The 12959-nt window shown below is 62.7% G+C and carries 11 protein-coding genes; 7 read left to right on the plus strand and 4 right to left on the minus strand.

Annotated elements, in window-relative coordinates; all coding sequences use genetic code 11:
* Positions 1 to 29: 29 nt before the first annotated feature.
* Positions 30 to 1589: a sigma-70 family RNA polymerase sigma factor gene (locus ACSSVG_RS06260; protein WP_492417932.1), complete on the minus strand. Its 1560-nt coding sequence runs from the start codon at positions 1587 to 1589 to the stop codon at positions 30 to 32.
* A 147-nt stretch (positions 1590 to 1736) separates the two neighbouring features.
* Between ACSSVG_RS06260 and ACSSVG_RS06265 the strand changes: the two genes are divergently transcribed.
* The 3 genes from ACSSVG_RS06265 to ACSSVG_RS06275 all read left to right on the plus strand — a co-directional run bounded on the left by ACSSVG_RS06265 (position 1737) and on the right by ACSSVG_RS06275 (position 4974).
* Positions 1737 to 2501 (plus strand): hypothetical protein, encoded by a 765-nt coding sequence (locus tag ACSSVG_RS06265; RefSeq protein WP_231341255.1) that lies wholly within the window; start codon positions 1737 to 1739, stop codon positions 2499 to 2501.
* Between the two features lie 94 nt (positions 2502 to 2595).
* The gene (locus tag ACSSVG_RS06270; protein ID WP_492417934.1) at positions 2596 to 3861 is read left to right on the plus strand and encodes an Ig-like domain-containing protein; all 1266 of its coding nucleotides are present in this window, start codon (positions 2596 to 2598) and stop codon (positions 3859 to 3861) included.
* A 282-nt stretch (positions 3862 to 4143) separates the two neighbouring features.
* On the plus strand, positions 4144 to 4974 hold the full coding sequence (locus tag ACSSVG_RS06275; protein WP_492417935.1) for a DUF1684 domain-containing protein: 831 nt from the start codon (positions 4144 to 4146) through the stop codon (positions 4972 to 4974).
* On the opposite strand, the gene ACSSVG_RS06280 is transcribed toward ACSSVG_RS06275, so the two are convergent.
* Both ACSSVG_RS06280 and ACSSVG_RS06285 read right to left on the minus strand, forming a co-directional pair.
* Positions 4971 to 6242: an acyl-CoA dehydrogenase family protein gene (locus tag ACSSVG_RS06280; RefSeq protein WP_492419160.1), complete on the minus strand. Its 1272-nt coding sequence runs from the start codon at positions 6240 to 6242 to the stop codon at positions 4971 to 4973. The two genes, ACSSVG_RS06275 and ACSSVG_RS06280, sit on opposite strands and share 4 nt — an antisense overlap.
* Positions 6242 to 7045 (minus strand): SDR family NAD(P)-dependent oxidoreductase, encoded by an 804-nt coding sequence (locus ACSSVG_RS06285; protein ID WP_492417937.1) that lies wholly within the window; start codon positions 7043 to 7045, stop codon positions 6242 to 6244. The genes ACSSVG_RS06280 and ACSSVG_RS06285 overlap by 1 nt, the downstream gene beginning before the upstream one ends.
* 84 nt (positions 7046 to 7129) lie before the next feature.
* Between ACSSVG_RS06285 and ACSSVG_RS06290 the strand changes: the two genes are divergently transcribed.
* The 4 genes from ACSSVG_RS06290 to ACSSVG_RS06305 all read left to right on the plus strand — a co-directional run bounded on the left by ACSSVG_RS06290 (position 7130) and on the right by ACSSVG_RS06305 (position 12287).
* Positions 7130 to 8290 carry a glycoside hydrolase family 76 protein gene (locus ACSSVG_RS06290; RefSeq protein ID WP_492417939.1) on the plus strand — a complete coding sequence of 387 codons (1161 nt, stop codon included), beginning with the start codon at positions 7130 to 7132 and terminating at the stop codon, positions 8288 to 8290.
* A gap of 181 nt (positions 8291 to 8471) precedes the next feature.
* Positions 8472 to 9518 carry an iron ABC transporter substrate-binding protein gene (locus ACSSVG_RS06295; protein ID WP_231340593.1) on the plus strand — a complete coding sequence of 349 codons (1047 nt, stop codon included), beginning with the start codon at positions 8472 to 8474 and terminating at the stop codon, positions 9516 to 9518.
* Positions 9519 to 9522: 4 nt separating this feature from the next.
* On the plus strand, positions 9523 to 11124 hold the full coding sequence (locus tag ACSSVG_RS06300) for an ABC transporter permease (protein WP_492417941.1): 1602 nt from the start codon (positions 9523 to 9525) through the stop codon (positions 11122 to 11124).
* Positions 11121 to 12287, plus strand: coding sequence for an ABC transporter ATP-binding protein (locus ACSSVG_RS06305; RefSeq protein WP_231340595.1), 1167 nt, complete (start codon positions 11121 to 11123; stop codon positions 12285 to 12287). Before ACSSVG_RS06300 ends, ACSSVG_RS06305 begins: the two co-directional genes overlap by 4 nt.
* 14 nt (positions 12288 to 12301) lie before the next feature.
* Here the strand turns inward: ACSSVG_RS06305 and ACSSVG_RS06310 are convergent, their stop codons facing one another.
* Positions 12302 to 12895 carry a YdeI/OmpD-associated family protein gene (locus tag ACSSVG_RS06310; RefSeq protein ID WP_492417942.1) on the minus strand — a complete coding sequence of 198 codons (594 nt, stop codon included), beginning with the start codon at positions 12893 to 12895 and terminating at the stop codon, positions 12302 to 12304.
* Between the last annotated feature and the right edge of the window lie 64 nt (positions 12896 to 12959).

The raw sequence follows: 12959 nt of genomic DNA on the forward strand, positions 1-12959 counted from the left end.
ATGACGCAGTCCGGTTCGGGGAATCGACATCAGAAGTTGTAAGAAAAATCGTTGGAAGCGATCCCGGGACCGCTCAGGGTGTAGGTCAGAACCTGGTCGTCGCGACTGCGCTTGTGACCAGCCTCGATGTGGAAGTGAAGGTCATCACGCTGTACTGACTCAGTGGTGCAACTAAGCACGCTGCTGCTTTCCATGGCGCAGGTCCATCCGTCCGGGGCTCGAACCGAGTCCTCCACGAGCCAGGCATTCTGACTCACTGAGAACACAGCCTTGCCGCTGCTCAAGGGTCGGGTGCCGGCGACCTTGAAGTCGATTTCCAGAGGTGTACCACTGGAGCGGCCGTCCCGGTCCCGCCGCACCGAGCCGGAAATATCCGTCGGGGCGGGCGTCGACGGAACAGCCGTGGGCGTGGGGGCTGCAGTAGTAACCGGCGAAGGAAGGGGATCAGGGGTTTGCGCCGGCCCCTGGGAAGGCTCCGGCAACGGCGTGGGGGGTGCAGCCGCGACCGGTGGCGGCGTAGCCGGTGCCTCGGCCGGCGGACTCGATGGTGTCGGGGTCGGCGTCGGCGTCAAGGTCCCGGGGTTCTGTGGCAATTGCGTGGCGACGGTCTCCACGGCCCGCTGGTCCATATAGGCGTCGGGAGTCAGTTGGTCCACTATGCCCACGGCGCCCAGGACCAGGCCAACCCCCGCCGCTGCGATGATGGCCATAACGGCTGGCTGCGCCAAGGTAGGGACCACCAAGGCAGCCTTCACTGGCACTACTCCGCCCAGGACTCCGAGCCCGGCACCTTTGCCGGCCCAAGCTGCGAGAGGTATGCCTGTCACCAAAGGGAGCACCACTGCCCTCATGCTTCCCTGAACGTCCTTTAGTTCAGAGAGCGCGGCGGTGCACTTGGAGCAGCCGTGGAGGTGATTACGGACTTTGCGCTCCGCTGCACTGGAGAGACCGCCCCGAAGGAAGGTGCCGAGTTTGGATACGTACTCGACGCATCCGCTATCGGGTTGGTTCGCAATGTGGCTCTGAAGGTATTCGCGTCGTAAACCCTCGCGTGCGCGAAGAGCAAGGGCTGAAACTGCATTGGCGGACAGCCCCAAAATGGGTGCCACAACCGCCGGCTTCATCCGCTCCACGTCCAGATACCAGAGCACCGCCTGCCAACGTTCCGGCAATGCCCTGAACGCTTTGGCTACCGTATGGGATTCGAAAGCGTTGACGGCTGCATCCGAATCGGTCAAAGTTTGGTCCAGAACAGAATCGTCCCCGCTTGGCAGGACCTTGCCCGCCTTTCGATTCCGCTGGTGGGACAACCTTGTCACCGTGGACAGCAGGTACGCCCGAAAGAACGTGTCCGGCCCTTTCCCCGCCACGAGGCTTTGCAACACGGACTGAAAAGCCTCAGCCACAACATCCTCGACGTCGCTGGGGTTGTCCACGTTCCGTCTTGCCACCGTGGAGGCAATGGAGACGTGGCGCTCATAGAGTCCATTGAAGGCGGACACCTCTCCGCCGCGGACCAACTCAATGAGGTGACCGTCGCTTTCGACGTCCACGCCCACGTTGCTGCCCGATTGTGACCTGTGTGCCATCTAAGGCACCCCCAAACCGTAAATAATCCTGCCCATATATAGGAGTGGTGGCAGGAGGCAAGTCGTGACGCGGTTTATACAAGGTCTTTAGCAATGAATCTCGGTGCTGTTTCGTCACGAAACGGCTTTCGCCCGCACTGTTCGGATATGACATCGTTCCGGACAAAATCATTCGCAGAGTGCACGTTCTCGCGGCACCTTTTGCTGCGTAGATGGCAGACCACCAGCTACCAGACAGGTTGGCGATTCCGTGCGGATTGGTTCCTGCCCGAAGTCCGTACCGTCGTAACTTCGCTCGCCACGAACGCACTGGTTCCAGCTCCCACGGCCAAATCACTGGGTGCCGCCCGTGCGAGGAACGGGGTCAGCATCAGTGAAACCATGACTGACTTCCGGGCCCTGTTCGCGGCGGCAGAACAGACCCTCGACGTCGATGCGCTTCAATCGTTGGCGGAGGGTTGGGCCGAAGTTGCCGACAACGCGCCTCCCATCTCGTGTACCGATGTCTACACAGGACTGGCAACCCAAGCCCACTTCCAGCGACGGATCCACGAGGTCTCAGCGTTGGGATCCGGCCCGGGATGCCCGGCTGCGCACGTCATGGCCATCATCTCCGTTGCACGGCCCCGGGACAGCCGGAGCCATCGCTGGACACTGCTTGCCCGGCTCGGGGAAGAGGTCACCGGGCATCTGCATGGGACCGGAGCCATGGCCATGTATCAAAACTCCGCCGTGCACGTTCTCTTCCCTTTCAGCGAAAGCAATCTCTGCCGGCTGTCGGAGTGCAGGGCTGCCTTGGAAGCTCTGGGCGATGGCGCACTGAGCCCTGCGCACATGAAGTTTTATCCCCTGACCTCGATCGCACCGGCCACCACGGCAGCGGCGCAGGACTCTGCCTTCGAATCGAAATAGGCGGTCGCCTTTTCACGCCGTCACGAACCAACTGGCCCGAACACTCATCCTGTGACGGAACATTCCACCACGGATTCTAAGGACCACCCTGCTCATGAAAAATCAGATCCATCTAAAAACCGTGTCATTGGTGGCCGCGCTTTTAGCGGCTGTCATGGCCGTTCTGGGGCTCAGCATGTCGGCACTTCCAGCCCACGCTGCAGAGCTGGCGGACGCGGAAATCACCCTAAGTACGGAATCAGTTGTTTCCAGTCAATGGGACCAAGTAGATCTGACATGCGCATGGTCCGTGCCGGACAACTCGCAGCCCGGTGACACCTTCAGCATCCAGCTCCCGTCGGAGCTGCGATGGTTCGGTGCCTCTTCCTTCGATCTGGATAACTCGGCGGGCGACACCGTTGCCACGGCCGTGGCCAACGACGCCGGCCTGGTTGTCTTTACCCTCACGGATTTTGTCGGCACACATCCCCTTGACGTGGGGGGAACCTGTTCCTTCACCACCCAGTACTCGGCGAAACCGGCGAACGGTGAAACTCAAGAGTTGACGTTCACCGTGGGCTCCAGCGTGGTCCGCGTACCCGTGGTTATTGAGCCCTGCCCTTCGGACTGCGTCCCGGGAGTGCCGACATCTGTGGGTAAGTCCATGTGGTGGTCGGACCCTGGCCAGACGGAACTTGAATCAGTCTTCTCTATGCCTCCCATGTCCTCTGAGACGAACGATGTTGTGATTACCGATACTCCGGCGAGCGGCATGGAAATCGACTGCAGCCGGGTGACGCCCCGGGTCGGCCAAAATATGGGAAACGCCGGCAACATTGTCACTCCCTATGACGATGACGAGTACCCGGCGAGCATCGAATGCAGCCCCCATGAACTGACGGTCACCTGGACGGGACTTCCCGAAGGCGAGCACGTGGAACTCTTCGTCGTAACGAAGGTGACCGATGCGTCCTTGGCTTCCTACGAAAACAACGGAACGGTCATCATTTCGGGCCAGGAAACTCCGGTCGTGGCGCAAACCCGTCGAAGCAGCGGAAGTGGAACGGGCGATGGTACCGCCACACCAACCCCCACGCCCAGCCCCACCACAACCACCCCCACGCCAACCCCCACACCCAGCCCCACACCCACCCCCACGACAACCACCGCCACACCGGCCCCGACCTCGAACACCACAAGCCCGGTTGCTGTGCTGCCGACGATGGAACCGTCCGAACCTGCCCGAGAGGACGCCTCTGAGCAACTCGCCAATACCGGCACCCAAGGAGCAGCATTCGTGTTTGTTGCGGCAGCACTGCTGGCTGTGGGTTCCGTGCTCGCCTTCGCAGGTGCCAGGTGGTCCCGGCGGCGGTCGCACTAGCAGGCGATCGTAGGAGCCCGCGGTAGGGCGAGAAGACCGTCGAGGGAGCTCCACGAAGGAGCAAGACAGCAGCGATGGGCCGGGTACGTGGTACTAGGCCCATCGATGCAGTCCAGAAATCTCGGCTCGCGCTGGCATGAGTTGGGGGCCAGCGCGGGCCGTTCCAATGTGGTGGTGACACCCGTTGGCGCTGCCCATGGATTCCGGGAATGGCGACGCCCGGCGCATAGTTGAGGGAAGTGCAACCACCGCGAACTGACGTGAACACAGCCGAGGAGACCCATGAGCTCGCCCACCACCGCAACCGACCCCCAGCTGGCCCGTTGGCAACGGTTCCGCACCGGTCGAAAGGAAGCGCTCTCCACCGAACATGGTTGGTTGACCCTGACGTCGTTCCAGTGGCTTGAGGCTGCACCCTCCGAACTGGAACTCGTTCCCGGTCTCTGGTCCACCGACGGCACCGCGGCATCTCTTTCAGCGAGCGCAGCTGACGGGCTCACTTTCGTTGAGACTGGAGAGAAGGTCGAAGGAACGGTCACTGCCGTGCTGGAAGACGAAGAGTCGCTGATGTGGGTTCAATACGGCGGCCCCAATGGCAAACAGGTGGTGGTGGAACTCGCCATGCGTGCGGATAAGTACGCTGTTCGCACCCGTGACAATGGCTCTCCCGTGCTGACGGAGTTCAGCGGCGTACCGGCGTACGATTTCAACCCTGATTGGATTGTCGGAGGCCGCTTCGAAGCCTATGCCGAGCCCCAGGACGTACCCATCGGCACAGCCAACCCGTTGGTGGACGGGGTCCATCGCTCAGTGGGCGAGGTGGTTTTCCGGGTACCGGGCGTCCCGCACGAGATCCGTCTTCACGCCGAAGAGGAGAAGCTGGGGGCCCTCAATGTGACCTTCCACGATGAAACCAACGGAGACACCACGGATGAGTGGCGCAAGGTATTCATCCCCCGCCCCCGTCCCGATGGCTCCGTGGTGATCGATTTCAACCGCAGTATCAATTACCCCAGCGCTTTCACGCCCTACGGAACGTGCCCCATGCCTGTCCGTGGCAATTCGATAGACGTGCGGGTGGAAGCGGGCGAGAAGCTCCCCCAGCAGGACTAGGCGATCGCCGAAACTCCCGTCACAGCGCGGCCAACGATGAGCGAGTTGATTTCGTACGAGCCCTCGTACGTGAAGATGGCCTCGGCGTCAGCAAAGATCTTGGCGATCCGGTAGTCGGTGACGATTCCGTTGCCGCCAAGAATGGACCGCCCCAGGGCTACCGTCTCCCGCATCCGGGCACTGCAGTATGCTTTCGCGAGCGCCACTTGTGCCATGTCTGCGCCGCCGTGCCGCACACCTTGGGCGTCGGTGTAGATGTCTTCCTGCAATTGCGCGATCCTGACCATCATCCCCATGCTGGCTACGGAGTTTCCCAACATGTCCACCAAGTGTTGCTGGATGAGCTGGAATTTGGCGAGCGGCCTGCCGAACTGCATCCGTTCCACGGCGTACTGCCGGGCTACGTCGAACGCTGCCAGTTGCTGGCCGACGGCCTGCCAGGCGACCATGATCCGGGATCCGCGCAGCAGGTGGTTGGTGTCGGCAAAGCTGCTGATGCCTGCGAAGCGATCTGCCTCAGCTACTTCGACATCCACGAAAACGATGTCGGCGTTCTGCACGGTCCGCAGGGCGATCTTGTTCTCGATGCGGCTCCGGGTGATGCCCGGCAGGGAGGCGTCAACGATGAACGCGCGCACGGCGCCGTCCGCCTCGTCCTTGGCCCACACCAGCATGTAGTCGCAGAACGTCCCGTTGCCGATCCAGCGTTTGGCGCCGTTGATCACCCAGTAGTCACCGCCGTCGAGGTCTGCCCGCTCAACGCGATGGGCGGTGGTTTCCATACCTCCGGCAACATCGGACCCATGGTCCGGTTCGGTCAGCGCGAAGGCTCCGGTGGTGCGGAGGTTGGACGCGTCGTCGAGGTAGCGGTCCTGTTGGGAGTCGCTGCCGAAGTCGTACAGTGACTCCACGAAGAGATCGTGATGGACCATGAAGAACGTGGCAATTGAAGTATCAACGCGTGTCATCTCGGCGATGACCAGGCCGGCGAAAAGGTGCGTATATCCACGCTGTGCCGGAGCACTGAGCCGCAGGGCTGCGAGCTTGGGCAGGATGTGCTCCGGGAACTCGGCTTTTTCCCACCATTGCCCGGCATAAGGGGCTATCTCCGAGGCGAGGAAGGCCCGGAGTTCGTTGAGTTTCCGCTGTTCCTGGACGCTCAGCAGAGACTCGAAGTCGAAGAAGTCGGCAGTGGGCAGGTCCGCCACGGATGGCGGAACGGCGCCCGCCGAGCCAGAGGACACTGAACCGCCGCTGTAGTCGCCCATCATTTGAGCCCCATGCGGATGGCGCCGTCCAGCCGGATGGTCTCCCCGTTGAGCATGGCGTTCTCCACGATATGGGCGGCCAGGTTGGCGTACTCCGCCGCGCGGCCGAGGCGGGCGGGATGTGGCACCTGCTGGCCCAGGGAATCCTGGGCGGCTTGCGGAAGACCAGCCATCATGGGCGTTTCGAAGATGCCGGGCGCGATGGTGGCCACCCGGATCAGCGAACGGGCAAACTCGCGCGCCAGCGGCAGGGTCATGGCCGCTACGGCACCTTTCGATGCTGCGTAGGCAGGCTGCCCGATCTGGCCTTCGAATGCGGCGACGGACGCGGTGTTGATGACAACGCCGCGCTCGGGCCCGCCAAGTTCAGTGGCAACCGGCTCGGTTTCCACCATGGCTGCGGCGGCGAGGCGGATCACGTTGAACGTGCCCACAAGGTTGATCTGGATGACCTTGTTGAAAATTTCCAGGGGCAGCACGCCGTCACGGCCCAGGACTTTGCCCGGGGTCGCGATGCCGGCACAGTTGACGACGATGCGGAGCGGCCCAAGTGCAACTGCGGCGTCGACGGCGGCCTGTACCTGGGCCTCGTTGGTGACGTCGGCGGGGACAAATACGGCCCGCGGAGCCGATGGGCTGTGTGGGCTGCCCGTGTTCAGTTCCGCCGCGTAAGCGTCCCCCGCCGACTGCGGCAGATCCACAAGGACCACCGAAGCCCCCGCGTCGAACAAACGCTTTGCGGTAGCGGCCCCCAACCCTGATGCGCCGCCTGTGATCAGCGCGACCGTGCCCTTGATGTCCATCCATCCTCCTTGATGCAGAACTCAAATCCGTTAATGCATGTTAACTGGAATTGTGAGCCAGCGCACCCTCGGTAGGCTGGGGACATGCCAGCCGATTCCTCCCCTGCCGAGCAGCCGCTCTCCTTCACGGAACGAACAGAGTGGGCAGAACGCGCCGACCACGCGGCCCGCTCAGTGACCCGCAATTTCGGCCGGCGCCTTCTTTTCCTGCCCGGCACCCACTTAGGTGCGGTGAGTATTCCCGCGAAAGCCGCCCGCAGCGTCTTCGGCCCTTGGCACTATTGGTGGCAGGCGCACTACGTCGATTGCTTGGTGGACGCCGGTCGTCGTGAATTGTCCACCCAAACAAAGTTCGACGGCGACTCCCGCCCCAGTGCGGGCAGGCTCGCTTCACGACTGGTCACCACCATCCGGTTGAGGAACCTGTTCAGGTTTGAGAACCACTTCTACGACGACATGGCCTGGCTGGCCCTCTCCACCCTGAGGCTCGAAAGGCTGGCGGAGGAGACCAGGAACCCGGGCCGTCGGCGCAATGCCTATGTCCGCAGGAAGCTGACGCTGCAGTTCGACTCGGCCTCGACGGAGGACCTGGGCGGCGGAACCTTTTGGAGCACCCAACGGGACTTCAAGAACACGCCGGCCACAGCTCCCGTGGCTCTGTACTTCGCACGGACGGACCACCGCGAGAGGGCGCAGTCGCTGGTGAACTGGCTCAACAGCAAGCTCTTCCACGCGGAACGGGGCGTCTACCAGGATGGGCTGAGGATCAAGAATGGTGAAACCGTCCTGGAAGAGGCCATCTACACCTATAACCAAGGCCCGATTCTGGGTGCATTGCTGGAACTTGGCGGCCAGGAAAACCTGGAACGGGCTGAGCATTTGGTTGAGTCGGTGGCCCGCGAGCTGACCGTCCCCGGGACTCGCGTGGTCCACGGCGATGGAACCGGTGACGGCGGCCTCTTCACCGGGATCCTCGTCAGGTATCTGGCGCTGGCCGCGCGGGACCACCGCCTACAGGAAACCACAAGGCGGACTGCCCGGGCCCTGGTGCACGCCACGGCTGAAGCTTTCTGGCTGACCCGGAGGGAAGCACCCGAGCTGATGCGGGGCAAGGGCGGCGTGCCGTTGATCTTCTCCCCCAATCCCCTGCGGCCGGCGAGCGGGACGTATCCGGCGGGTGCCGCCGTCGAACTTTCCACGCAGTTGCAGGCGTGGATGACATTTGAGGCTGCGGCCAGTATGTAAAACGAATTACGATACGCAACACTTCCGTAATTACCGTGATCCCTGTCACTTAAAGCTCTTTCGGCTTTTGGACAAAGGTATGGCTAACCTACGCTTTTTACGGCGGACCCCAACCTTCCCGCCAGCATGGACACAACACCACTGCCGTGGACTTCCATGCCTGTTCCCAGAAAGTAGCCCCATGAAGCTCCCCAAAAACGCTCTGGCCGGAATCGCACTCCTCGCCACCGCCGCTCTTGGCCTTTCCGCCTGCGGCTCCACCACCACCTCGCCGGACGCGTCCGGTTCGTCGGCCGCGGGCGATGGCATCACGGTCTACAACGCCCAGCATGAGAGCCTGACCAAGGAATGGATCGACGCCTTCACCAAGGAGACCGGCATCAAGGTCACCCTGCGCCAGGGCTCGGACACCGAAATGTCCAACCAGATTGTCCAGGAAGGCGCGGCCTCACCGGCTGACGTCTTCCTCACCGAGAACTCCCCTGCAATGGCGCAGGTGGAGAACGCAGGGCTGTTCGCCGACGTCGATAAAGCCACCATCGACCAGGTCCCGGCGGAATTCCGCCCCTCCACGGGGAAGTGGACCGGAATTGCTGCGCGCTCCACCGTCCTGGTGTACGACAAGACCAAAATCAGCGAGGACCAGCTGCCCAAGTCAATGCTGGATCTGGCAAACCCTGAATGGAAGGGAAAGTGGGCAGCGTCGCCCTCCGGCGCTGACTTCCAAGCCATTGTCTCGGCACTGCTTGAGCTCAAGGGCGAGGCCGCAACCGAAGAGTGGCTCAAGGGCATGAAGGAGAACTTCAAGGCCTACAAGGGCAACAGCACTGCCATGAAGGCCGTCAACGCCGGAGAAGTGGACGCGGCACTGATCTACCACTACTACTACTATGGCGACCAGGCCAAAACCGGCGAGAATTCCAAGAACGTCACGCCGTTCTACTTCAAGAACCAGGACCCGGGCGCGTTCGTTTCCGTCTCGGGTGGCGGCGTCCTGAAGTCGTCCAAGAAGGCGGCCGACGCGCAGGCGTTCCTGAAGTTCATCACGGGCAAGGCCGGGCAGGAGATCCTCAAGACCGGAACGTCCTTCGAATACGCCATCGCCTCACAGGTTGATGCCAACGAGAAGCTTGTTCCCATCAAGGACCTGCAGGCTCCCACGGTGGACCCCGCCAAGCTGAACTCCACCAAGGTCACTGAATTGATGACCAAGGCAGGACTCCTGTAACTCTGTGACCACCGAACAATCGGCTCCCAACGTTCCACGTTCAGAGGGAAGCACGACGACGGCGGGCCGGGGCAGGCGCCCCCGCCCGCCTTTCGGCGTTTCCACGGTGTCGTTACTGGCGGTGCTGATAGCGCTGTTTTCGCTGATTCCGCTGGGCTACGTGCTGTACATGACGGCCGCGACGGGCTGGGACACGGCCGTTGATCTCATTGTGCGTCCACGCGTAGGCGAGCTCCTGCTGAACACCGTTTTGCTGATGGTGTTCACCGTGCCGCTGTGCCTGGTGCTCGGAGTGGGCGGCGCGTGGCTGGTGGAACGAACCCAACTGCGCGGACACCGTTGGTGGGCCGTGGCGCTGGCTGCCCCGTTGGCTATTCCGGCGTTCGTCAACAGCTACTCCTGGGTGTCCGCGGTTCCCTCCTTGGAGGGCCTCTGGTCCGGGGTTCTGATCGCCACGCTGTCCTACTTCCCGTTGGTGTACATTCCGGCCGCTGCAACCCTTGGCCGGCTGGACCCAGCCATTGAACAGTCCGCAGCGTCGTTGGGCCTGGGCTCCTGGGCTGTCTTCGTCCGGGTGGTGTTGCCGCAACTGCGAATTGCCATGACCGGCGGTGCTCTGCTGGTGGCGCTGCACCTGTTGGCCGAGTATGGCGCCTTCGCGATGATCCGCTTTGACACGTTCACCACGGCCATCATGGTTCAGTTCCAGTCCACCTTCAACGGGACCACAGGCAACATGCTGGCCAGCGTGTTGGTGTTCCTGTGCCTGCTCCTGCTGCTGGCGGAGGTCAAAAGCCGCGGCTCTGCCCGCTACGCCCGGATCGGCTCCGGCGCGCAAGCGAGGGCCATTCGGTTGCCCCTGGGGGGATACCAGCTGCCTGCGCAGTTGGCCCTCCTGGCCCTCACGGTCCTGGCTTTCGGGCTCCCACTCTGGTTTGTCCTCAAGTGGGTCATGGCGGGCGGTTCGGAAGTGTGGGCAGCCGAGGAGTTCGTCCCGGCGCTCCTTCAGACCCTCATGTACGGGGCGGCCGGAGCGATCGTCACCACGGTGGTGGCATTTCCCATGGCTTACCTTGCCGTCAGGCACCCCAGCTGGTTCAGCAAGATGCTGGAACTCTCCAACTATGTCACCAGTTCACTGCCGGGAATCGTGGTGGGCCTGGCGTTCGTCACCGTCAGCATCCGGGCCGTACCGGGGGTTTACCAGACCGCGGGAGTCCTGATTGCCGCGTACGTCCTGCTGTTCCTTCCACGGGCTTTGGTGAATATCCGTGCAGGCCTGGCACAGGCGCCCAAGGAACTCGATGAGGCCGCGCAGTCCTTGGGCAAGACCCCTTTGGCGTCCTTCTTCAAAGTGACGTTGCGGCTTACTGCCCCGGCCGCTGCAGGCGGTGCAGCGCTGGTCTTCCTTGCCATTGTCAACGAACTGACGGCCACCTTGCTTCTCTCGCCCAACGGCACGCGGACGTTGGCCACGGAGTTCTGGAGCAAAAGCAGCGAGATCGACTACGCCGGTGCCGCACCGTATGCGTTGTTGATGATTCTGTTGTCGGCCCCCATGACGTACCTTCTCTTCCAACAGTCCAAGAAAGTAGCCGGACAGTGACCGAACAATCCCCTTCCAGGCTTCCGTCACCGCGGGTGGCCCCCTCCGTGGCGCCCACCACGAATGCGCACTTGGATATCTCGGAGGTCACCAAGAACTTCGGTTCCCAGGCTGTCTTGAAGGGCGTCAACCTTTCTGTCGCCAAGGGCGGGACCACGGCAATCGTTGGCCCGTCGGGTTCCGGCAAGACCACGTTGTTGAGGCTGATCGCGGGCTTTGAGCATCCGGACACTGGATCCATCAGGCTCAGTGGCGCCCCGGTGGCAGGTGACGGCGTGTGGGTACCTGCCCACAAGCGGCAGGTAGGGTACGTCGCCCAGGACGGTGCCCTCTTTCCCCATCTGACGGTAGGACAGAACGTCGCGTTCGGCGTGGATCCAGGAAAGCTCGACGGCGGTCGCGGCGCCGTGAGGTCACGGGTGCAGGAACTGCTGGACATGGTGTCCTTGGACGCCTCCATGGCCAAGCGCCGACCCCACCAGTTGTCCGGCGGCCAGCAGCAGCGGGTCGCTTTGGCCCGTGCACTGGCCAGGGAACCCGAACTCATGCTGCTTGACGAGCCTTTCTCTGCCCTTGACGCAGGCCTCCGGGTGGCCACGCGCCGGGCCGTCGCCAAGGTGCTCAACGCTGCCGGCGTGACCACCATCCTGGTGACCCATGACCAAGCAGAAGCGCTTTCCTTCGCAGACCAAGTGGCCATCATGCGCGGCGGAAAGCTGGCTCAGATCGGCAATCCCTTTGTGGTTTACACCCGCCCGGCCGATCGCGCCACCGCCGAGTTCCTGGGCGATGCCGTCATTCTCGATGCGTGGATGGAGGGCTCGCTGGCTACCTGCTCCTTGGGCGGCATACCCGTCCGGCGCCCGCCGGCTCAGGGAAAGGTCCAACTCATGCTGAGGCCGGAGCAAATCCGCATTGCATCGGACGGGCCCATCCGCGGCGTTGTGGTGGACACAGACTACTTCGGCCCGGAGACCACTGTTCGTATCAAATTGGGTGAATACAAGGCCCCTGACGGTGGCGCCTCCGGCAACAGCCACCGCTATCCTGGCGGCGGCGAGATCATTACCATCCGGCATTGGAACGCCTCGATCACCAAGCCGGGCACGGAATTGTGCCTGCGTGTGGTGGGCGAAGGCGTGGCGTTCCCTTTCGAGTCCTGACCGGGCAAGTCCAACTACACCGGACGTTTCTTCTGCGGGTACGGCGCTTCGTGCCGGGCAAGCATCTCGACGAATACGGCGATCTTGCGCGCCCGGGTTTCTGCCCGTTTGACCCCGTTGGTGCGATGGATGAGGGCAAAGCGGTTCTGGGACGTCAGGACGTCGAACATGGCTTGGGCCTCGGGAACTTCGGCGATCGCAGCTGCGAGGTCGTCCGGGACAACTGAGTCCGCGGGTCCGGCATAAGCGGCCTCCCAACGGCCATCGGCTTTGGCGGCCTCGACGGCGGCACGGCCTGCGTCGGTCATCTTGCCTTCGGATTCCAACCGGGCGATGTGCCCCACGTTCCTTACGGACCAAATGCTCTTGCGGCCACGCGGCGTCATCCGTTGGAAGTAGCTGTCGGCGTCGCGGCTCCTGGCTTGCCCGTCGATCCAACCAAAGCACAGGGCCTCATCCAAGGCGGCGTCGTAGTCCAGTTCCGTGACCTTGCCACCCTTCTTGTGCAGGATCAGCCACACTCCGGGACTGTCCGCGGCATGTGCCGAAAGCCAGCCACGCCAAGCGGCACCGTCTGTAACCAGTAATTCCTCAAGCTCAATTGCCATGGGTTCATTCTGCTGTGAAACAGGCGGCCATTGACAAGGCCACGCGGCATAGGCTGGAAGCTGA

It is taken from the genome of Paenarthrobacter sp. E2MeOHC11 (assembly GCF_058744955.1).